General features: G+C 72.0%; 19 protein-coding genes. 10 read left to right on the top strand and 9 right to left on the bottom strand.

Going from position 1 to position 20,992, the window contains the following annotated elements; genetic code table 11:
• Positions 1-96: 96 nt before the first annotated feature.
• Positions 97-3,354 carry a BTAD domain-containing putative transcriptional regulator gene (locus ACFQZ6_RS09940; protein ID WP_381606771.1) on the top strand — a complete coding sequence of 1,086 codons (3,258 nt, stop codon included), beginning with the start codon at positions 97-99 and terminating at the stop codon, positions 3,352-3,354.
• A gap of 11 nt (positions 3,355-3,365) precedes the next feature.
• On the opposite strand, the gene ACFQZ6_RS09935 is transcribed toward ACFQZ6_RS09940, so the two are convergent.
• The 3 genes from ACFQZ6_RS09935 to panB all read right to left on the bottom strand — a co-directional run bounded on the left by ACFQZ6_RS09935 (position 3,366) and on the right by panB (position 6,247).
• Positions 3,366-4,187, bottom strand: a complete 822-nt coding sequence (locus ACFQZ6_RS09935) for an ABC transporter permease (protein WP_381606769.1) — start codon at positions 4,185-4,187, stop codon at positions 3,366-3,368.
• Complete coding sequence (locus tag ACFQZ6_RS09930) at positions 4,184-5,206, bottom strand: ATP-binding cassette domain-containing protein (protein WP_381606766.1); 1,023 nt, start codon at positions 5,204-5,206, stop codon at positions 4,184-4,186. Before ACFQZ6_RS09930 ends, ACFQZ6_RS09935 begins: the two co-directional genes overlap by 4 nt.
• Before the next feature lie 165 nt (positions 5,207-5,371).
• The gene (gene panB, locus ACFQZ6_RS09925) at positions 5,372-6,247 is read right to left on the bottom strand and encodes a 3-methyl-2-oxobutanoate hydroxymethyltransferase (protein WP_381606764.1); all 876 of its coding nucleotides are present in this window, start codon (positions 6,245-6,247) and stop codon (positions 5,372-5,374) included.
• Positions 6,248-6,452: 205 nt separating this feature from the next.
• On the opposite strand from panB, the gene ACFQZ6_RS09920 reads away from it, so the two are divergent.
• The 4 genes from ACFQZ6_RS09920 (at position 6,453) to ACFQZ6_RS09905 (ending at position 11,324) form a co-directional block, all read left to right on the top strand.
• Positions 6,453-8,057 carry an MFS transporter gene (locus ACFQZ6_RS09920; RefSeq protein WP_381606762.1) on the top strand — a complete coding sequence of 535 codons (1,605 nt, stop codon included), beginning with the start codon at positions 6,453-6,455 and terminating at the stop codon, positions 8,055-8,057.
• 64 nt (positions 8,058-8,121) lie between these two features.
• A complete protein-coding gene (locus ACFQZ6_RS09915; RefSeq protein ID WP_381606760.1) occupies positions 8,122-8,757 on the top strand; it encodes a TetR/AcrR family transcriptional regulator in 636 nt (211 codons plus the stop codon).
• Between the two features lie 178 nt (positions 8,758-8,935).
• Entirely contained in the window at positions 8,936-9,994 is a 1,059-nt protein-coding gene (locus ACFQZ6_RS09910; RefSeq protein ID WP_381606758.1) for an endonuclease/exonuclease/phosphatase family protein, read from the top strand.
• A 109-nt stretch (positions 9,995-10,103) separates the two neighbouring features.
• On the top strand, positions 10,104-11,324 hold the full coding sequence (locus tag ACFQZ6_RS09905) for an MFS transporter (RefSeq protein WP_381606756.1): 1,221 nt from the start codon (positions 10,104-10,106) through the stop codon (positions 11,322-11,324).
• On the opposite strand, the gene ACFQZ6_RS09900 is transcribed toward ACFQZ6_RS09905, so the two are convergent.
• The gene (locus ACFQZ6_RS09900; protein WP_381606754.1) at positions 11,315-11,824 is read right to left on the bottom strand and encodes a winged helix-turn-helix transcriptional regulator; all 510 of its coding nucleotides are present in this window, start codon (positions 11,822-11,824) and stop codon (positions 11,315-11,317) included. The two genes, ACFQZ6_RS09905 and ACFQZ6_RS09900, sit on opposite strands and share 10 nt — an antisense overlap.
• Before the next feature lie 134 nt (positions 11,825-11,958).
• Between ACFQZ6_RS09900 and ACFQZ6_RS09895 the strand changes: the two genes are divergently transcribed.
• Together ACFQZ6_RS09895 and ACFQZ6_RS09890 are read left to right on the top strand one after the other, a co-directional pair.
• A complete protein-coding gene (locus ACFQZ6_RS09895) occupies positions 11,959-12,321 on the top strand; it encodes a DoxX family protein (protein ID WP_381606752.1) in 363 nt (120 codons plus the stop codon).
• Positions 12,322-12,434: 113 nt separating this feature from the next.
• A complete protein-coding gene (locus ACFQZ6_RS09890) occupies positions 12,435-13,385 on the top strand; it encodes an RNA polymerase sigma-70 factor (RefSeq protein WP_381606750.1) in 951 nt (316 codons plus the stop codon).
• A gap of 13 nt (positions 13,386-13,398) precedes the next feature.
• Here ACFQZ6_RS09890 and ACFQZ6_RS09885 read toward each other — a convergent pair whose 3' ends face one another.
• The 3 genes from ACFQZ6_RS09885 to ACFQZ6_RS09875 form a co-directional block, all read right to left on the bottom strand.
• Positions 13,399-15,153, bottom strand: coding sequence for an NAD+ synthase (locus ACFQZ6_RS09885; RefSeq protein WP_381606748.1), 1,755 nt, complete (start codon positions 15,151-15,153; stop codon positions 13,399-13,401).
• 250 nt (positions 15,154-15,403) lie between these two features.
• Positions 15,404-16,033 (bottom strand): DUF305 domain-containing protein, encoded by a 630-nt coding sequence (locus ACFQZ6_RS09880; protein ID WP_381606746.1) that lies wholly within the window; start codon positions 16,031-16,033, stop codon positions 15,404-15,406.
• Positions 16,030-16,692, bottom strand: coding sequence for a DUF3105 domain-containing protein (locus tag ACFQZ6_RS09875; RefSeq protein ID WP_381606744.1), 663 nt, complete (start codon positions 16,690-16,692; stop codon positions 16,030-16,032). The genes ACFQZ6_RS09880 and ACFQZ6_RS09875 overlap by 4 nt, the downstream gene beginning before the upstream one ends.
• A gap of 374 nt (positions 16,693-17,066) precedes the next feature.
• On the opposite strand from ACFQZ6_RS09875, the gene ACFQZ6_RS09870 reads away from it, so the two are divergent.
• Together ACFQZ6_RS09870 and ACFQZ6_RS09865 are read left to right on the top strand one after the other, a co-directional pair.
• A complete protein-coding gene (locus ACFQZ6_RS09870) occupies positions 17,067-18,428 on the top strand; it encodes a glutamine synthetase family protein (protein ID WP_360217398.1) in 1,362 nt (453 codons plus the stop codon).
• A gap of 82 nt (positions 18,429-18,510) precedes the next feature.
• Entirely contained in the window at positions 18,511-18,732 is a 222-nt protein-coding gene (locus ACFQZ6_RS09865) for a hypothetical protein (protein WP_381606741.1), read from the top strand.
• Here ACFQZ6_RS09865 and ACFQZ6_RS09860 read toward each other — a convergent pair.
• Entirely contained in the window at positions 18,704-19,555 is an 852-nt protein-coding gene (locus ACFQZ6_RS09860; protein ID WP_381606739.1) for a helix-turn-helix domain-containing protein, read from the bottom strand. The two genes, ACFQZ6_RS09865 and ACFQZ6_RS09860, sit on opposite strands and share 29 nt — an antisense overlap.
• Positions 19,556-19,572: 17 nt before the next feature.
• On the bottom strand, positions 19,573-20,304 hold the full coding sequence (locus ACFQZ6_RS09855; protein ID WP_381606737.1) for a DUF6879 family protein: 732 nt from the start codon (positions 20,302-20,304) through the stop codon (positions 19,573-19,575).
• 177 nt (positions 20,305-20,481) lie between these two features.
• Here ACFQZ6_RS09855 and ACFQZ6_RS09850 point away from each other — a divergent pair, with 177 nt between their 5' ends.
• On the top strand, positions 20,482-20,733 hold the full coding sequence (locus ACFQZ6_RS09850; RefSeq protein WP_381606735.1) for a hypothetical protein: 252 nt from the start codon (positions 20,482-20,484) through the stop codon (positions 20,731-20,733).
• Positions 20,734-20,992 lie beyond the last annotated feature (259 nt).

Raw genomic sequence — 20,992 nt, 5'->3', positions numbered from 1 at the left:
AACGTCCCGGGGGGCCGTCCGGGTTCCGCGGGGGTGACCGGCCCTGCTTCATGCCCGCGTGAACCCGGGGGCGGTGGAGGGGCGCGGCCAGGGACAATGGGTGCCGTGCGCTATCGCATCCTCGGTACCACCCAGGCGTTCCGCTCCGACGGCAGTCCCGTTCCGGTCGGCGGGGCGCGGCTGCGTGCCCTGCTGACCGTGCTGGCCCTGCGGGCGGGGCGGGCCGTGCCCGTGGGGCTGCTGGTCGACGAGGTGTGGGACGGCGACCCGCCCGCCGACGCGCCCGCCGCCGTGCAGGCGCTGGTCGGACGGCTGCGCCGGGCCCTCGGCGCCGACGCCGTCGCCTCCGCCGACAGCGGCTACCGGCTCACCGCCCAGCCCGACGACGTCGACCTGCACCGCTTCGAGCGGCTCGCGGAGGAGGGCCTGCGGGCGCTGGCCGACGGCGACGCCGTGAAGGCCGCCGCCCTCCTCGACGACGCGAAGGGGCTGTGGCAGGGCCCCGCCCTCGCCGACCTCCCCGACCGCGCCGCCGAGGCAGCCCGCTGCGAGGCCCGCCTCCTGGAGGTGCGCCGCGCCCGCCTCGCCGCCGCCCTCGCCCTCGGCCAGGCCGACCTGGCGCTGCCCGAACTGACCGCGCTGTGCGACGGGCACCCCCTCGACGAACCCCTCCAGGCGCTGCGGCTGCGCGCCCTGCGCGAGACCGGCCGCACCGCCGAGGCCCTGGCCGCCTACGAGGAGGTACGGCGCCTCCTCGCCGACCGGCTCGGCTCCGACCCCGGGCCCGAACTGCGCGCCCTGCACGCGGAACTGCTGCGGCCCCCACAGGCCCCGCCCGTCCCCGACGGCCCCCGGCCCCCCGGCAACCTGCGCGCCCGGCTCACCTCCTTCGTCGGCCGGGAGGACGACATCGAGGCCATCCGCGCCGACCTCGCCACCGCCCGCCTCGTCACCCTCCTCGGGCCGGGCGGCGCCGGGAAGACCCGGCTGTCGCAGGAGGCCGCCGAGTCCGTACGGGACGCCGTACCCGGCGGGGTGTGGCTGGCCGAGCTGGCCCCCGTCGACGACCCGGCCGCCGTACCCGAGGCCGTCCTGACCGCCGTGGGCGCCCGCGAGACCGTGCTGTACGGCGCCGGGGCCGAGGGGATGCGGGCGGTGGGCGGCGACCGGTTCGACGACCCCCTGGAGCGCCTCGTCGAACACTGCGGCCGACAGCGGATGCTGCTCGTCCTCGACAACTGCGAGCACGTCGTCGACGCCGCCGCCCACCTCGTCGAGGAGCTGCTCGCCCGCTGCCCGGCCGTGACGGTGCTGGCCACCAGCCGCGAACCCCTCGGCGTCAGCGGCGAGGTGCTGCGCCCCGTGGACCCGCTGCCCGAGCCGTACGCGCTGCGGCTGCTCGCGGACCGCGGCGCCGCCGCCCGCCCCGGCTTCCGCGCCGAGGACGACCCGGAGGCGTGCGCGGAGATCTGCCGCCGCCTCGACGGACTGCCCCTCGCCATCGAACTCGCCGCCGCCCGGCTGCGGATGCTCACCCCCCGCCAGATCGCGGACCGCCTCGACGACCGCTTCCGCCTCCTCACCTCCGGCAGTCGCACCGTCCTGCCCCGCCAGCAGACCCTGCGCGCCGTCGTCGACTGGTCCTGGGAACTCCTCGACGCCGCCGAACGCGACGTGCTGCGCCGCCTGTCGGTGTTCGCGGGCGGCTGCGACCTCACCGCCGCCGAGGCCGTCTGCGGGCCCGCCGCGCTCGACGCGCTCGGCTCCCTCGTCGACAAGTCCCTCGTCGTCGCCGCCCCCTCCGACGACGACGGGATGCGCTACCGGCTCCTGGAGACCGTCGCCGAGTACGCGGGCGAACGCCTCGACGAGGCCGGGGACCGCGACGCCGCCGAGCGCGCCCACCTCACCTACTACCGCGAACTCGCCCGCACCACCGACCCGTCGCTGCGCGGCCACGGCCAGGCCGCCGCCATCGCCCGCCTGGAGCGCGAGTACGAGAACCTGCGCACCGCCCTGCGGCACGCCGTCGCCCGCCACGACGAGCAGGAGGGGCTGTGCCTGGTGCTGTCGCTGTGCTGGTTCTGGCAGATGCGCGACCTGCGCATCGAGGCCCGCAACTGGTGCGCCGAGGTCATGGCGCTGGGCCCCGACCCGTTCGCCGCGCCGGTCCAGCGGGCCGCCCCCGTCTTCGAACGCTGCACCGACCGGCCCCCGCCGTGGACCGGCGAGCTGCTCGCCGAGGCCCGGCGCGGCCTCCACCTCGCCCACATGGCCTGCATGGACACCGAGCTGGACGTCTGGGACACCGAGGACGGCCAGCGCAAGCTGCGCGCCGTCACCGAGGCGTACGAGCCCGGCCTGCCGCAGGTCTGCCGGGTCCCCGGCATGATGTGGATGTACGCGGTGATCCTCACCGGCCAGATGGACCGGCTCTCCGGCGTCTGCGACGCCGCCGTGGCGACCTGCCGCGCCACCCCCGGCTTCGACTGGGAGCTGGCCGCCTGCCTCCAGATGCGCGCCAACATGCTCGTGCACCGCCCCGAGTGGACCGGCGACGCGGTCGCGGACGCCGACGAGGCGCTGACGATCTACCGGCGCCTCGGGGACGTGTGGGGCGCCACGGAGGCGCTGTCGGCGCGGGGCGAGACCGCCGAGCACCAGGGCCGGTTCGCCGACGCCGCCGCCGACTTCGAGGCGGCCATGGAGCTGGCCGAGACGCTCGGCGCCCGTGCCCAGCTCGCCGTCCTCAACGCCCGGCTCGGCAGCACCCTGTTGGAGGCTGGGCAGGCGGAGCGCGGCGAGCGGCTGCTGCGTGACGTCGTGGAGCAGGGGCAGGGCGGGCCGCACGAGTCCACCGCGTTCGCCCGGGTCTTCCTCGCCGGGTGGCTGAGCCTGACCGGGCGGGCGGACGAGGCCCGCGCCGAGATGCGGACGCTGCGCGAGGAGTTCGCCCTGTCCAACTTCGTCGTCTTCGACGCCTTCATCCTCGGCCTTGAGGCCTGGCTCGACGTCCTCGACGAGCGGTACGACGACGCCCGCGCCAAGGCGCGGCGCGGGGTGGCGCTGGCCCAGGAACCGCTGCCCCAGGGCATGGCACCCCAGCTCACCTCGGCCTACCTGGTCACCACCGCCCTCACCCTCACCGGCACCGGCGAGCCCGCTGCCGCCGCCCGCTGCCTGGGCGCCGCCGACGCGCAGCTCCCGCCGGGCCACCGGCTCTCCCTGCTGGAGCGCTCGGTGCTGGAGCGCGCCGTGGAGCTGACCCGCGCCGCCCTGCCCGAGGAGGAGTACACCAAGGCGTACGACGAGGGCGGCGCCCTCTCCGCGGAGGAGGCCACCGCCCTCGTCTGACCCGGCGCGGGTCAGTTCTTCGTACGGAACTTGTGGATCGCGACCGGCGCCATCACCGCCGTGATCCCCACCGACCAGGCCAGCGTCAGCCACACGTCACCGGCGACCGGCCCGCCCACCATCAGCCCGCGCGCGCTGTCCGCGAGCGCGGAGAGCGGGTTGACGTCGGTGAAGTTCCGCAGCCAGCCCGGCATCGAGTCGGTCGGCGCGAAGATCGACGAGCCGAACTGGAGCGGCATCAGCACCAGGAAGCCCATCGCCTGCACCGACTGGGCGTTCTTCATCATCACGCCCAGGGTGATGAACACCCACATCAGCGCGGAGCCGAACACCACCGACAGCCCCACGGCGGCCAGCAGCCCGCCCCAGTTGGTGATGTCGAAGCCGACCAGCACGCCCACGACGAGCAGCACGGTCGTCGCGAACAGCATCCGCAGCAGCTCCACCGCGATCTTCGCGAACAGCACCGAGCCACGGCCGATCGGCAGCGACCGGAAGCGGTCCATCACCCCGGTGTTGAAGTCCTGGTTGAAGCCGGTGCCCACGCCCTGGGCCATGCTCATGCCCATCATCGCCATCAGCCCCGGCACGACGTACTGCACGTACGCCTCCTGCCCGCCGCCGAGGGACTGCCCGATCGACCCGCCGAAGACGTACACGAACAGCAGCGTGAACACGACCGGGAAGAGGATCGCGTCGAACATCGACTCCGGGTCCTGCCGTATCCACAGCAGGTTGCGGCGGACCAGCGCGCCGGTGTGCCGCAGGTGCCCGCGCAGCGAGATCCGGCTGTCGGCGGCCGAGGTGCCGTGGGTCAGGGTGGTGGCGCTCATACGGCGACCTCCTCGCGGGGTACAGGGGCGAACGGGGCGTCCTGCGGGGCGCTGGCGCGGTGCCCGGTGAGGGACAGGAACACCTCGTCCAGGCTGGGCAGGTCGGTGCTGACGGAGGCGAGGGTGACGCCGCGCGCGGTGACCGCGCCGACCACCGCCGTCAACTGCTCGTCACTGAGCACCGGCACCAGCAGGGTGCCGCTGTCGGCCTCCACGGTCGTCGTCGCGAGACCGGTGATGCCCAGTTCGTCGAGCCAGGACGCCAGCGGGCGGGCCTGGAGCGGATCGGCCGGGCGGATGCGCAGGGTGCGCCCGCCGACCTTCGCCTTCAGCTCCTCGATCCGGCCGCCCGCGATCACCTTGCCGCGGTCGACGACGGTCAGCTCGGAGGCGAGTTGCTCGGCCTCCTCCATGTACTGCGTGGTCAGCAGCACGGTCACGCCGTCGCCGACCATCCGCCGGACCTCGTCCCAGACCTCGTTGCGGGTCCGCGGGTCGAGCCCGGTGGTCGGCTCGTCGAGGAACAGCACGACCGGCCGCCCGATCATCGACGCGGCCAGGTCGAGCCGCCGCCGCATCCCGCCGGAGTACGTCCGCACGGGCCGCCGCGCGGCCTCGGTCAGCGAGAACCGCTCCAGCAGCTCGTCGCCCCGCGCGCGGGCCTCCTTCCGCGGCAGGTCCAGCAGGCGCCCGATCAAGTAGAGGTTCTCCCAGCCCGACAGCTTCTCGTCCACGGACGCGTACTGGCCCGTCAGCCCTATCACCCGGCGCAACTGCCGGGGCTGCCGTACGGCGTCGTACCCCGCGACGTGCGCCTGACCGGCGTCGGGCTGGAGCAGCGTGGACAGGATGCGCACGAGGGTGGTCTTCCCGGCGCCGTTCGGCCCGAGCACCCCCATCACGGTCCCCTCCCGGACCTCCAGATCGACGCCGTCGAGCGCCTTGGTCTCCCCGAAGTGCTTGACCAGCCCACGCACGGCGACCGCCGCGCCCCTGGCCTTCATGTCGATTCCCGTCATGAGAGAGACGCTCCCAGACCCCACCGACAAACCACCGACAGCCGACCGACAGCCCGCCTACGGCCCGTGGACAGGAAGGGGACAGCCCCGCCGACGGGGGAAGATCGGCGGGGCTGTCCTGGGGTGGTGCGGCAATGGTCTTCTGAAGGGCCTTCTGGTCGTCCTCTAGTGGACGGAGTGCTCCTCGGTGGGGAACGTTCCGCCGACGACGTCCTCGGCGAACGCCTTCGCCGCGTCCCCGAGGACCCCCCGCAGATCGGCGTACTGCTTGACGAACTTCGGCACCCGCCCCCCGGTGAGCCCCATCATGTCCGTCCACACGAGCACCTGCGCGTCCGTCGCGGCCCCGGCGCCGATCCCCACGGTGGGGATGTGGAGCGTGCGCGTGACCTCCGCGGCCAGCTCCGCCGGGACCAGCTCAAGGACCACCGCGAACGCGCCCGCGTCCTGCACGGCCTTCGCGTCCCGCAGCAACTGCTGGGCCGCCTCCTCGCCGCGCCCCTGCACGCGGTAGCCCATCGCGTTCACGGACTGCGGCGTCAGCCCGATGTGGGCCATGACCGGGATGCCGGACTCGACGAGCAGCCGGATCTGGTCGTACGACCGCTCACCGCCCTCCAGCTTCACGGCCTGCACGCCCGCCTCCTTCACCAGCCGGGTCGCGGAGCGCAGCGCCTGCACCGGACCCTCCTGGTAGGACCCGAAGGGCAGGTCGCCGACGATCAGGGCCCGCTTCGTGCCCCGCACGACGGCGGCGGACAGCACGGTCATCTCGTCGAGCGTGACGGGCACGGTGGTCTCATACCCGAGGTGGACGTTGCCCGCCGAGTCACCGACGAGCATGACCGGGATACCGGCCTCGTCGAAGACGGACGCGGTCATCGAGTCGTACGCGGTCAGCATGGGCCACTTCTCGCCCCGCTCCTTGGCGAGGGCGATGTCGCGGACGGTGATACGGCGGGTGCCCTTGCCCCCGTACAGCGCCTTGCTGCCGTCGGAGGCGCCCGTCTTCGCGGGCTGGGCAGCCGAAAGCTGCGTCATTGCACCGGCTCCTTACGTCATCTCGAGGCACCCTGACGGTGTCCCCGGATCCCTTCCATGGTGGCACCTCGTGCCAGAGGCGGCTAGGGGACCCCCGAGGGGACTCCCGTCACGTCGGTATCCGGTCACGGCGGCCGGTTAAGAAGGGGGTAAAAGTTTACGATACGAGACAGGTCCGTATCGTAAATCGCCTAGGCTCGACGGCATGACAACTCCCTCGGCCGTACCGGAGGCGGTGCACCGACGCCGCTGGGCGATCCTCGGCGTACTGATGCTCAGCCTGCTGATCGTCGTCCTCGACAACTCGATCCTGAACGTCGCCATCAAGACGATCTCCACCCCCGCCCCGACCGGCCTGGGCGCCACCCAGAGCGAGCTGGAGTGGGCGATCAACGCCTACACGCTCGTCTTCGCGGGTCTGCTGTTCAGCGCCGGGCTCCTCGGTGACCGGCTCGGCCGCAAGAAGGTGCTGCTCGGCGGACTCGTCGTCTTCGGCGCCGGTTCCGCGCTCGCCGCCTTCGCCTCCTCACCGAACGAGCTGATCGGCTTCCGCGCGGTGATGGGCCTCGGCGCGGCCTTCGTGATGCCCGCCACCCTCGCCGTCCTGATGAACGTCTTCGAGCGCGACGAGCAGCCCAAGGCCATCGGCATCTGGGCGGGCGGCGTCGGCCTCGCCATCGCCATCGGCCCGATCACCGGCGGCGCGCTCCTCGACCACTTCTGGTGGGGCTCGGTCTTCCTCGTCAACGTGCCGATCGTGCTGCTCGCCCTCGCCCTGATGGTGTGGCTGGTCCCCGACTTCCGCGACCCCGACCCCGGCCGGATCGACCCCGTCGGCGTCGCGCTCTCCGTCGTCGGCCTGGTCCTGCTCGTCTACGGCATCATCCGCGGTGGTGAGCTGGCCGACTTCACGGACGTCACCGTGCTCGGCACCATCGCCGCCGGACTCGCCGTGCTCGCCGGGTTCGTCGTCTTCGAGAAGCGCAGCGACCACCCGTCCATCGACGTCACCTACTTCAAGGACAAGGTCTTCTCCGCCGCGATCGCCGCCATCACGCTGGTGTTCTTCGCGCTGATGGGCGTCACGTTCTTCGCCGTCTTCTACACCCAGAGCGTGCGCGGCTACTCGCCCCTGGAGACCGGCGTGCTGATGCTGCCGCTGGCCCTCGCGCAACTGGTCTTCGCGCCGCGCGCCCGGCTCGTCGTCGACCGCTTCGGCAACCGGGCGACGACGACCGGCGGCATGGTGCTGATCGCCGCGATGCTCGGCGCGTTCGCCACCCTGGAGGCGGACACCCCGATCTGGATACTGGAGGTCGTGTTCTTCCTGATGGGCACCGGCATGGCGCACATCATGACCCCGGTCAGCGTCGTCATCATGCAGTCCCTGCCCCGCGAGAAGGCCGGTTCCGCCTCCGCGCTCAGCAACACCTTCCGCCAGGTCGGCGGCGCCCTCGGCATCGCCGTACTCGGCTCGGTGCTGTCCGCGGCCTACCGCACCGGCATCGAGGACGAGCTGGGCGCCGTACCCGCCGGGGCCCGGCACGCCGCGGGGGAGTCCATCGAGGCCACCCTCGCCGTCGCCGACCGCCTCGGCCCCACCGCCGCGCCCCTCGTCGACTCGGCCAACGGCGCCTTCCTGCACGCCATGCACGTCACCGCGGTGTGCGGCGCGGGCGTCGCGGTGCTCGGCGCGCTGGTCGTGGCGGCGTTCCTGCCGGGCAGGCAGCGGGAGGCCCCGGCCACCGAGCGGGCCCACGGCGGCGAGGAGACGGCGGAAGCGGTCACGCAGGGCGGCGGAGCGTCGTAGACCGCCGTCCCACCGCCCAGGGAGAATCACGACGACCCGCCGCACGACGAAGGGACGCAGCACCGTGAGCCTCGCCGCCCCCCACCCCCCGCACGACGGCCCCACCCGGGGCCGCCCCCGCAGCGAGGCCGTCGAACGCGCCATCATCGAGGGCACGATGAAGCTCCTGGAGGACGGCGTCCCGCTCAGCGAACTCTCCATCGAGCGCATCGCGCGCACCGCGGGCGTCGGCAAGGCCACCATCTACCGCCGCTGGCGCGACAAGGAGGAACTCTTCGTCGACGTCCTGCGCACCGCCGAACCCCCCGACCCCGAACTCCCCGGCACCTCCCTGCGCGACGACCTCGTCGTCCTGCTGGAGACGCTGCGCCGCCGCGGCCAGGCCGACCGCACCTCGGCGATCCTGCACAACGTGCGCGCCCAGATGAAGAGCAGCCCCAAGATCTGGGCCGCCTACGACAGCACGGTCATCGCCCCCCGCCGCCGCGCCGGACTCGACGTCCTGCGCCGCGCCCAGCGCGACGGCGAACTGCGTGCCGACACCGACGTGGAACTGCTCTACGACATCCTCGTCGGCCCCATGCTGATGCGCGCCGTGCTGCGCCGCACCGCCGACCTCCCCGAGGGCCTCGCGGAGCAGATCGTGGACACCCTCCTCGAAGGTCTACGCCCCGTCAGCCCGCCCACCGCCCCGCACTGATGTGCGCGTTTCGTCACAGGAAGCGCGTTCCGGCGCCGACCCCGGAACTCCCCGCGCCGCACGGCTCGTCCCACACTTGCGTAGGGCCGTCACGGGACGGCGGGAACGGAGCCGATCATCCCCTAGGGTCTTAGGCGCGGGGGACGACGGTGTGCACGGCAGGTAGCGAGGCGACGGTATGGCGCAACAGGCGTACGTGACGGACACGGACAACGGCGGCTCGGAGCCCGAACGCCCCGGCTCCGCCCTACGACGCCTGCGCGGCCGTACGGCCCGGCTCCTCGACGTCCTGCGGAACGACCGCCGGGTCTGGCGCCGCGGGCTGGTCCTCGCCGCGCTCGCGCTGCTGCTCGCCCTGGTGATGGTGGCGCACGCGCAGATCCCCAACTCCATCGGCAACCTCGGCAGCCTCACCGAGACCTTCCTGCCCTGGCTGGGCATCGGCATCCCGGTGCTGCTCGGGCTCGGCGCGCTGCGCCGCTCCGCGTCCGCGCTGCTCGCGGTCCTGGTGCCGCTGGTGGTCTGGCTGAACGTGTTCGGCGGGCTGCTCACCGACAAGGCCACCACCGGCGGCGACCTCACCCTCGCCACCCACAACGTCAACGCCGACAACGCCGACCCGGAGGGCACCGCCCGCGCCGTGGCCGCCGCCGGTGCCGACGTGCTGGCGCTGGAGGAGCTGACGGCCTCGGCGGTCCCGGTGTACGAGCGGGCGCTGGCGTCGACGTACGAGTACCACTCGGTGCAGGGCACGGTCGGGCTGTGGAGCAAGTACCCGCTGAGCGGGGTGCGGTCCGTCGACATCAAACTGGGCTGGACCCGCGCCATGCGCGCCACGGTCACCACCCCCGACGGCCCCCTCGCGGTCTACGTCGCCCACCTCCCCTCGGTCCGGGTGAAGCTGGAGGCCGGGTTCACCGCCCGGCAGCGCGACCACAGCGCCGACGCCCTCGGCGAGGCCATCGCCGACGAGCGGCTGCCCCGGACGGCACTGCTCGGCGACCTGAACGGCACGATGAACGACCGCGCGCTGAACGCCGTGACCAGCCAGCTCCGTTCCACGCAGGGCGCGGCGGGCAGCGGCTTCGGCTTCAGTTGGCCCGCGTCGTTCCCGATGGCCCGGATCGACCAGATCATGGTGAAGGGCGTCGAGCCGGTCAGCTCCTGGACCCTCCCGGAGACCGGCAGCGACCACCTGCCGGTGGCGGCGCGGGTGGACCTGGCCACGGACTCCTAACCGGCCGCTGGTCTGCCGGAATCCTGGGGAATACCGACCCCGCGAGAGTTTGTTCCGCATCTGAACATACGATGGTCGGAACACCCCTCTCGAAAGGTCCCGGATTCCCATGCCCCTGGCCCTGCTAGCCCTGGCCGTAGGCGCCTTCGGCATCGGCACCACCGAGTTCGTGATCATGGGCCTGCTGCCCGACGTCGCGGTTGACCTCGGCATCTCCCTCCCCGCCGCGGGACACCTGGTCTCCGCGTACGCCCTCGGCGTCGTCATCGGCGCCCCGCTGCTCGCGGCCGTCACGGCACGGATGCCCCGGCGCCGCGTGCTGATCGCCCTGATGGTCCTCTTCGTCGCGGGCAACGCCCTCTCCGCGCTCGCCCCCGACGACCGCTGGCTGCTCGCAGCCCGCCTGCTGAGCGGCCTCCCGCACGGCGCCTTCTTCGGCGTCGGCGCGGTCGTGGCCACCAGCCTGGCCGCACCCGACCGCAAGGCCCGCTCCGTCTCCCTGATGTTCCTCGGCCTCACCGTCGCCAACGTCGCGGGCGTCCCCGCGGCCACCCTCATGGGCCAGCACCTGGGCTGGCGGGCGACCTTCCTCGCCGTCAGCGCCATCGGCGTCGCGGCGATCGCGTCGCTGGCCCTGCTGATCCCGGCGGACGGCACCGGCGCCCCGGCGGCGGGCCTGCGCGGCGAGCTGACGGCCCTGCGCTCCCTGCCGGTCTGGCTCGCCCTCGGGACGACGGTCGCGGGCTTCGGCGCGCTGTTCGCCGCGTACAGCTACATCACGCCGATGCTCACGGACGCCGCCGGGTACACCGACGCCAGCGTCACCCTGCTGCTCGCCCTGTTCGGCGTCGGCGCGACCATCGGCAACCTGCTGGGCGGACGCCTGGCCGACCACTCCCTGCGGGGCACCCTCTTCGGCGGCCTGGCGGCGCTGACGGCGGTGCTGTCGCTGTTCCCGCTGCTGATGGCGGCCCCCTGGACGGCGGCGCTGGCGGTGACCCTGCTGGGCACGGCCGCGTTCGTCACCGGCTCCCCCCTTCAGATGATGGTCCTGGAGAAGGCGTCGTCCGCCCCCTCCCTCGCCTCCTCCGCCAACCAGGCCGCCTTCAACCTCGCCAACGCGGGCGGCGCCTGGATCGGCGGCCTGACGCTGGCGGCGGGGTACGGGGTGACGTCCCCGGCGGTCGCGGGGGCGGCGCTGGCGGCGCTGGGGCTGGGGGTCGCGGCGGTGGCGTACGCGGTGGACCGGGGGACGGCTATGCGGCCCGCGGCTCACGAGCGGCTGGTGGCGACGCACGTGCCGGAGCGAGCGGAGACGCTTCAGCCCTGAGGAGCGGCGGGCTCTCCGCTCTGGCCGTGGCTCTGGCCGTCGCTGCGGGAGTCGCTCTGGCCGTGGCTCTGGCCGTCGCTGCGGGAGTCGCTCTGGCCGTCGCTCTGGCCGTCGCTCTGGCCGTCGCTCTGGGAGTCGTCGTACCGCTCGCGACTGCGCTCGATGTCGGGATTGTGGGCGATCGCCCACTCCGCCAGGGCGACGGCGGGCCCGATCAGGGTCCGCCCGGTCGCCGTGAGTTCGTACTCGACGCGCGGCGGCACCTCGGCGTGCACCGTGCGCCCGACGAGCCCGTCCCGCTCCAGGTGCCGCAGCGTCAGGGTCAGCATCCGCTGCGAGACCCCCGGGATCCGCCGCAGCAGCTCGGTGAACCGCATCCGCTCCCCGTGCAGGGTGGCGACGACGAGCAGCGTCCACTTGTCCCCGACCCGGTCGAGGATGCCCCGCACGGCCCGCCCCCCGTCGCCCCGGATGAGACAGGCCTTCTCGTACTGCGACATGACGCTCCTGGTGGGAGTCGGGCACACGGATGTGCCTTTTGTAAGCCTTCCAACGGTTACCCATGATGACCCTGCGCACAAGGCGTAACCCATGACGTCACCCATGACGTCGGACAACCGCGGAGGGCGGAGCCATGACTGTGGCGTACTGGATCGTCGTAACCCTGCTGGGCCTCTTCTACCTCTACTCGGGCGCCAAGAAGGCGACCCAGAGCAGGGAGAGGCTCGCCCCGATGATGGCGTGGGTGGACACGGTCCCCATGCCGCTGGTCCGCCTGATCGGAGCCGTGGAGATCGCGGGCGTGGCGGGCCTGGTCCTCCCACCCCTGACGGGCAGAGCCCCGGCTCTGGCGATGGTGGCCGCCCTCGGCTTCGTCCTGCTGCAACTCCTGGCGGCGGGCCTGCACCTGTCCCGGGGCGAGGCCAAGGAGACGGCCCTCAACTGGACCCTGATAGCGCTGGCTGGCGTGACGGCATGGCTGGCGACGACGTTCTGAGCGGGTTCCACCCCCGTGATGTGACGTAGGCCACGACGCCGCGTGTCACATCGCGGCCGGGGTGCGGCGTCATGTGCGTGACACGGTCCAGAGCGAACACGCGGGAGCCGACCATGAACGCACAGACAGGGAACGCCGCCGAGCCGCCCGCTCGTGGGGGGCGCACGGGTTCCGCCACGGAGGCGTTCGTCGCCCATCGCAACCTGCTGTTCACCGTCGCCTACGAGATGCTCGGCTCCGCCGCCGACGCGGAGGACGTCCTCCAGGAGACATGGCTGCGCTGGGTGGGCGTCGACCCCCACACCGTGCGGAACCAGCGCGCCTATCTGGTCCGTACGGCCACGCGGCAGGCGTTAGGCAGACTGCGCACGCTGAGACGCCGCAAGGAGTCCTACGCCGGCCCTTGGCTCCCCGAACCGCCGCTGTCCGCGCCCGACACGGCCGGGGACGGCGAGCTGGCCGACAGCGTCTCGATGGCGATGCTGCTGGTGCTGGAGACGCTCGCGCCGACCGAGCGCGCGGTGTTCGTGCTGCGCGAGGTGTTCGACCTCCAGTACGACGAGATCGCGGAGGCCGTCGACAAGACCCCGGTCGCGGTACGCCAGATCGCGCACCGGGCACGGACCCACGTCGCCGCGCGCAGGCCCCGCGAGGTCGTCTCCCCGGCCGAGACGCGGGGCGCGTTGGCGGCGTTCCAGCGGGCGCTGGAGACCGGCGACCCACAGCGCCTGCGCGCCACCCTCGCGCCGGACGCCGTCCTGCTGACCGACGGCGGCGGAGCCGTCCAGACCACGCTGGCCCCCGTCGTGGGCGCGGACAGGGTGGCCACGGAACTGGCCAGACCCGAGACGTCGGTACGCCCGACCCAGCTCAACGGCGCCCCGGCTCTCACCCTGCACACGGACGGCAGAACCGACACCGTCCTGGCGATCCGCGTCGACGACGGCCTCATCACCGGCCTCTACGCCGTACGCAACCCCGAAAACCCCACCCGCCTCACCCAGGAGACCCCAGCGGGCCACCGCACACCGAGCAGCCCATCCAACGACGCGTCAGACACCTGAGCGCCATGGGCCCCTACGCCGTCTCCCGCCACCCGTTGGTGATCGGCAACCGGCGGTCCTTGCCGAAGCCCTTGGGGGAGATCTTCGTGCCCGGCGGGTACTGGCGGCGCTTGTACTCGGCGGTGTCGACCAGGCGGAGGGTCCTGGTGACCAGGGCGGGGTCAAAACCGGCCGCGACGATCGTGTCGGCGCCCTCGTCGCGGTCGACGTAGCGCTCCAGGATGGCGTCGAGGACGGGGTAGTCCGGCAGGGAGTCGGTGTCGACCTGGCCGGGGCGGAGTTCCGCGCTCGGGGGCTTGGAGATGGAGTTCTCCGGGATCGGCGGGGTCTCGCCACGTGCCTCCGCCGCCCTGTTGCGCCACTTGGCCAGGCGGAAGACCGACGTCTTGTAGACGTCCTTGATGGGGCCGTACGCGCCCACCGAGTCGCCGTAGAGCGTGGAGTAGCCGACCGCCAGCTCCGACTTGTTGCCGGGGGCGAGGACGATGTGGCCCTCCTGGTTGGAGATCGCCATCAGGAGCGTGCCGCGCAGGCGGGACTGGAGGTTCTCCTCCGCCAGACCGGTCAGCCCCAGGGAACCCATGTACGCGTCGAACATCGGCTCGATCGAGACCGTACGGAAGTTCAGGCCCGTACGCCGGGCCAGCTCCGCCGCGTCGTCCCGCGAGTGCTCCGAGGAGTACTTCGACGGCATCGAGACGCCGTACACGTTCTCCGCGCCCACCGCGTCGCACGCGATCGACGCCACCAGCGCCGAGTCGATACCGCCGGACAGGCCGATCAGGACGGACCGGAAGCCGTTCTTCTCCACGTACGCCCGCAGGCCCGTGACCAGCGCCGCGTACACCTCCTCGGCGTCGTCCAGGCGCTCGGCGTAGCCGCCGGGCAGCTCCGCGGCGTACGACGGCAGGGGGTCCTCGGACAGGACCACGCGGTCGATGCGCAGGCCGTCGTCGACCACGCCCGTCGGCGCGTCCGGGGCCGCCGCGGGCAGGTCCAGGTCCAGGACCACGCACTCCTCCGCGAACTGCGGCGCCCGCGCGATCACCTCGCCGTCCGCGCCGACGACGATCGAGTCGCCGTCGAAGACCAGCTCGTCCTGCCCGCCGATCATCGCGAGGTAGGCCGTCGTACAGCCCGCCTCCTGCGCGCGCTTGCGGACCAGTTCGAGCCGGGTGTCGTCCTTGTCGCGCTCGTACGGCGACGCGTTGATGGAGAGCAGCAGCCCCGCGCCCGCCGAACGGGCCGCCGGGACCCGTCCGCCGTCCTGCCACAGGTCCTCGCAGATGGCGAGGGCGACGTCGACGCCGTGCAGCCGCAGCACGGGCATACTGTCGCCCGGCACGAAGTACCGGAACTCGTCGAAGACGCCGTAGTTCGGCAGGTGGTGCTTGGCGAAGGTGAGGACGACCTCCCCGCGGTGCAGCACCGCGGCGGCGTTCTGCGGGGCGCCCGCGGGCTGGCCGTACTTGGGCTGGGCGGTCTCGCAGCGGTCGAGGTAGCCGACGAGCACCGGCAGCTCCCCGAAGCCCTCCTCGGCGAGGCGCCCGGCGAGCGAGCGCAGGGCCGCGCGGGACGCCTCCACGAAGGAGGAGCGCAGGGCCAGGTCCTCCACCGGGTAGCCGGTGAGCGCCATCTCCGGGAAGGCCACGAGGTGCGCTCCCCGCTCGGCGGAGTGCCGGGTCCAACGGAGGATCCTCTCCGTGTTACCGGCGATGTCACCGACGCGTGCGTCGATCTGGTTCAGAGCGAGGCGAAGTTGAGGCACGCCGTTCAGTGTAATCGTCAGAGCGACGCGAACGCGACGGGACGACCGTGTGGCGCGGACCACCCCCCGCCCGCGACGGGACGGCCGTGTGGCGTGGACTACCCCCGGCCGCGACGGGGACGGCCGGATGGCGCGGACTACCCCCGCCCGCGAGGGGGACGGGGACGGGGGCGGCCGGATGGTGCGGACCACCCCGCCCGCGAGGGGGACGGCCGGACGGCGCGGACCACCCCCGCCCTCAGCCCCACCGCTATGACCGGGGCTTCGCCCCCCGCTCCGCCAGCATGTCCGCCATCAGCGCCATCTCCGACCGCTGCCCCTCGACCATGCCCCGCGCGAGCTGCCGCTCCACACCGACCCGGCACCGCTCCACACAGCCCTCGGCCATGTGCACGCCACCCTGGTGGTGCTCGGTCATGAGCTGGAGGAAGAGCACCTCGGCCCGCCGCCCGTTCAGCTCACCGAGCCGCTTCAGCTCGCTGTTGGTCGCCATGCCCGGCATCAGCGCGCCGTCCTCGCCGGGCGGCATGGAACCCATGCCCATCCACGTCATCGGCGGGTCCGCGGACACCTTCGGCAGCCCCCACAGGTCCAGCCAGCCCAGCAACATGCCCCGCTGGCTGGCCTGCGTCTGCGCGATGTCGTACGCCAGGCGCCGGACGTCCTCGTCGTCGGTGCGGTCGCGCACGATGTACGACATCTCCACCGCCTGCTGGTGGTGGACCGCCATGTCCCGGGCGAACCCGGCGTCCGCGGAGTCCGCGGCGGGCGGCTCCACGCCGGAGCCGCCGTCCTCCGCGACGGCGTAGGTGATCGCCCCGGCCGCGACGAGCACCGCCGCCGCGGCGCCCGCGATCCACCCGGCCTTCGCCCGGGTCACTGACCCAGCCCGCCGGTGCAGGCGGCACCCTTCTCGGGCGTCTGCTCACCCTGGACGAACTTCTCCAGGAACTTCCCCACGTTCGGGTCGTCCGCGCTGGTCACGGAGCGCTGGTGGCCCCACGCGGTCAGCATGATCGGGTCCGTCTGGTCCTCGACGGGGCTCATCAGCGTGTACGGCGTCTGCTTGACCTTCGCCGCCAGCGCGTCCACGTCCGCCTTCGGCGCCTTGCTGTTGTACGTCACCCAGACGGCGCCGTGCTCCAGCGAGTGCACGGCGTTCTCGTTCTTCACGGCCTCGGTGTAGACGTCGCCGTTGCAGTTCATCCAGACCGCCTGGTGGTCGCCGCCGACCGGGGGCGTCACCGGGTACGTCACGGACTTGGTGACGTGGTTGCGGGACAGGGTGCCCTTCCAGGTGCTGACCCCGTCCGCCCCGGCGACCAGCTTGCCCGTGGTCTTGGAGTCGTCGGCCGAGTCCGAGTCGTCGGACTGCGACTGGACGAGGATGACCCCGCCGACGACGAGGGCGGCCACGACCACCGCGGACGCCGTGATCGTGAGGATGCGGCGGCGGCGCTCGCGGGCTTGCTCCGCGCGCCGCATCTCCTCTATCCGCGCCTTGCGCTCGGCACTGCTCTTGTTCTTGGCGGAACCCATGGGGCTGGCCCTTCTGGGGAGGGAGGACGGTCGGGTGCGCTGATCGTAATGGGGGACCACCGTTGACTCGTAGGGTGGTCACAGGAATGGCCCGATAGGTGGGGGAACGGGCGTTCCGCTGAGGCGGCGGCGGGCCGCCGGAAGCTCCCGTACCGCCCTGCCATTACGGATGCCGGTGCGGGCAGGCAAGATGGGCTGGAGAGCCCGGGGAGCTGTACACCTGCCGTATCTGAGGCGTTCAGACCGGGGTCGGCCGGGCGATCAAGGTCCGCAACGCGCACGAAACGGTGTTGTGGTGGGATGCTCAGGTGCCCGACCGCCTCCCGAGGGACCGGAGACAGGCGGCCTGACCAGCAAGGATGGGGAAGCGGAAGATGGACAAGCAGCAGGAGTTCGTGCTCCGGACGTTGGAGGAGCGCGACATCCGGTTCGTACGCCTGTGGTTCACGGACGTGCTGGGCTTCCTCAAGTCGGTCGCCGTGGCCCCAGCCGAGCTTGAACAGGCGTTCGACGAGGGCATCGGCTTCGACGGCTCCGCGATCGAGGGCTTCGCCCGGGTGTACGAGTCCGACATGATCGCCAAGCCGGACCCGTCCACCTTCCAGGTCCTGCCGTGGCGCGCCGAGGCCCCCGGCACCGCCCGGATGTTCTGCGACATCCTCATGCCGGACGGCTCCCCGTCCTTCGCGGACCCGCGCTACGTCCTCAAGCGCGCCCTCGCCCGCACCTCCGACCTGGGCTTCACCTTCTACACCCACCCGGAGATCGAGTTCTTCCTGCTGAAGGACAAGCCGCTCGACGGCTCGCGGCCGACCCCAGCCGACAACTCCGGATACTTCGACCACACCCCGCAGAACATCGGCATGGACTTCCGCCGCCAGGCGATCACCATGCTGGAGTCGATGGGCATCTCCGTCGAATTCTCCCACCACGAGGGCGCCCCGGGCCAGCAGGAGATCGACCTGCGGTACGCCGACGCGCTCTCCACCGCGGACAACATCATGACGTTCCGCCTGGTGATGAAGCAGGTGGCCCTGGAGCAGGGCGTGCAGGCCACCTTCATGCCGAAGCCGTTCTCCGAGCACCCCGGCAGCGGTATGCACACCCACCTCTCGCTCTTCGAGGGCGACCGCAACGCGTTCTACGAGTCCGGCGCCGAGTACCAGCTCTCCAAGGTCGGCCGCTCCTTCATCGCGGGCCTGCTGCGGCACGCGGCGGACATCTCGGCGGTCACCAACCAGTGGGTGAACTCGTACAAGCGCATCTGGGGCGGCTCCGAGCGCACCGCGGGCGCGGGCGGCGAGGCCCCCTCGTACATCTGCTGGGGCCACAACAACCGCTCGGCCCTGGTCCGCGTCCCGATGTACAAGCCCGGCAAGACCGGCTCCGCCCGCGTGGAGGTCCGCTCCCTGGACGCGGGCACCAACCCCTACCTCGCCTACGCCGTCCTCCTCGCCGCGGGCCTGAAGGGCATCGAGGAGGGCTACGAGCTTCCGCCGGGCGCCGAGGACGACGTCTGGGCCCTCTCCGACGCCGAACGCCGCGCGATGGGCATCGAGCCCCTCCCCCAGAACCTCGGCGAGGCCCTCACCCTCATGGAACGCAGCGACCTCGTCGCCGAAACCCTCGGCGAACACGTCTTCGACTTCTTCCTCCGCAACAAGCGCCAGGAGTGGGAGGAGTACCGCAGCGAGGTCACGGCCTTCGAACTGCGGAAGAACTTGCCGGTGCTGTAGGCGCGCTCAGGGAACGGGGCCGACGGTCGTGGACCGTCGGCCCACGTCTCTCACGACCGCGCTCGCCGCGTAGGCTCCGAGCGTGCCCGACCGACCTGAGATCGTCTGTATCTGCGGTTCCACCCGATTCGTGGATGAGATGGGCGCGGCCAGCCGTGACCTGACCCTCGCGGGTGCCATCGTCGTCGCGCCGGGCGTCTATCCGGGCGGCTATGTCGGAGAGTCCACCGGCAGGGAGATCGAGTACGCCCAGGCCAGCGGCAAGCCGATCTCGTTCACTGATGCGCGCGTCGTGCCGCTGTGATCACCTTGTGGGCGTCCGTTCCGTGTACGGCGGATTCCCGCAGGGTGTCCCACACCCGCTGGTACGTGGCGATGGTGTCGGCGTCGTCGAGCCACAGCTCGGCGTGCCAGTCCTCCACGATGACGCGGCGGTCGTCGTAGATCCAGAAGCCGTTTCCGGGATTGATTTTGAGTGGAGCGGCGAACGGGATGATGCCCAGTTCCACCGTGTCGAGACCGATGACGCCCGCCAGGCGGTCGAGCTGGGCGGCGAGGACGGAGGGCGGGCAGACCAGGGCGTGAAGGGCTGCCTCCCACATCAGGATCCGGTACTTCCTGCCCTGCTCGTACAGGCCCTCCTGGCGTTTGACGCGGGCGCGTACCGCGTCTTCGGTGTCCCGGGGCGAGCGGTACAGATGGGAGTGCCGGGACAGGACACCGCGGGCGTAGTCGGCCGTCTGGAGGATGCCGGGGACGAGGTTGTTCTGCCAGATCGTCAGGACGCGCGTGCGGTCGTGTTCGGCCGTGATGGCGTCCTGCACGGGCTTGTGTCCGGACGCCAACTGCCGCCGCCATGAACGGATGTGGGACTCGAAGCCGCGCAACTGGGCGATCAGACCGGCGGAGGCATCCGGGTGACCGGTGGCCTCCGCCCATGCTGCCAGCTCCTCGGCCGTGGCGGTCTGTCTGCCGTTCTCCAGTTTGCTGACCTTGGACTTGGTCCAGCCGGGGCCGAGACGCTCGGCCAGTTCGGCTCCGGTGAGCCGACCATCCGGGGCAGTGAGTCGCAGTTCCCGGAGCCGTATGCCCAAGGCCTCGCGAGCCTGTTGGTAGTCGGTGCTCACCGGACCTCACGTCGTTTCTAGGCTGGCGTGAACTGATCGTAGGGAACCGCATAGTGCCAGGCCGCGTCGCGCACCTGGCAGTAGCGGTTCACCGCCGCCGGTTCGGTGATGAGTTCGGCGCCGGTCAGGTCGTCGGCGTCGTCGAAGACGAGTCGGGCCACCAGCCGGGAGTCGAAGAGCCAGAAGTCCTCGGTGGGCAGCCGCAGCCGCTCGGCCTCGGCACGGGGCAGGCAACGGATGTCCTCGCCTACGGCGCAGTTCCGTACGGCGTTGTCGAGCAGGTACCGCTGCCCCTGTGTGGCGGGGGAGTCGAGGAGCCGTACCCGTTCGAAACGCTTGCCCTGCTCCGTCTGCGACCGCACGGTGCGGCACCAGGCGTCGTCGTAGTCCCACCGCACCGGCTCGCCCGCCGTGAACTGAGCCCAGGTGTCCGTCGCTTCGTCGCTCGCGTATCGGCGCCGGGTCTCCAGGCGCCAGGCGGTGTGGTCGAAGGTCTGGAAGAGACGCTTGAACTCCTCCGTGATGTTGATGCTCCGCGGGGTGTCATCGCGCGGCCCGAAGTCGACCAGGGTGTTGCGCGGTACGACCACAGCCACCTCACCGTCGTCGAAGTGCCGCAGTTGCTCCAGGTCCTTGGGGTCAGTGAGCTGGGGACCGTGCACGATGACGTCCCCCGAGTCGAGGTCCTCGTGCACTCCGGGGCAGCCGTCTCCCCCTGAGCCCGTGCCGTTGAACCGAAGTCGTCGCATCCTCTTCCTCTCGTCCAGGGCAGTGCGAGGGCCGCACCAGCCTCCCCCGGATCAACGCTCGGGAGGACTGGTTGACGAGACTTGCGCGCGAAACTTCGGGCAACCATGCCAACAGATCGAGAAACTTCGTGAAACCGGTGATGTGCTGAGCGAACCGTGCCTTCTAGCGTCCCCTTCATGGCCACGAAGAACGCAGCGCAGGCCGCTGACTTGCTTGACGCGCTCGTCGTAGACACCCGCAGCGACAGACTCGGCTACGTCATGGGGCACATGGGCCCGTACCTGCAACTCCGCCCCGTCATCGGGGGCCGCGAATGGGATGCCGACCCGGCACACGTCCGCCGCGCCTCCGACGAGGAGCGGCTGCGCGCCATACGAGAGCGCACCCGTGCGCTCAACGCGGCGAGCATCAAGTGGCGCTTCACCTGATGCCCGCCGCCGTCGACAACGAACGGCCTCCCGCTCAGACCGTCGACGCCGGTGTGTCCGCCTCCGTGGTTCCGGTGGGGGTGGGCCTCTGGCGGTGGGAGCGCCATACGGCGAACACGGCATGGCCGCCAACTGCGCCTCGTCGGGGCGTTCGCCGGTGCCGGGCTGGTCGGTGTCTCGCGGCAGGTGAGCGCGCCGGGGTCGCGGCTGACTTGGCGATCGACAAGCGCCGTCGAGCGGACGGCGATTGACGGATCCT

Origin of the sequence: Streptomyces flavalbus (assembly GCF_042674625.1) — a bacterium.
GTDB lineage: Bacteria > Actinomycetota > Actinomycetes > Streptomycetales > Streptomycetaceae > Streptomyces > Streptomyces flavalbus.
Note: the sequence above shows the minus strand (reverse complement) of the source record. Positions and strands in the feature narration are given on the sequence as shown.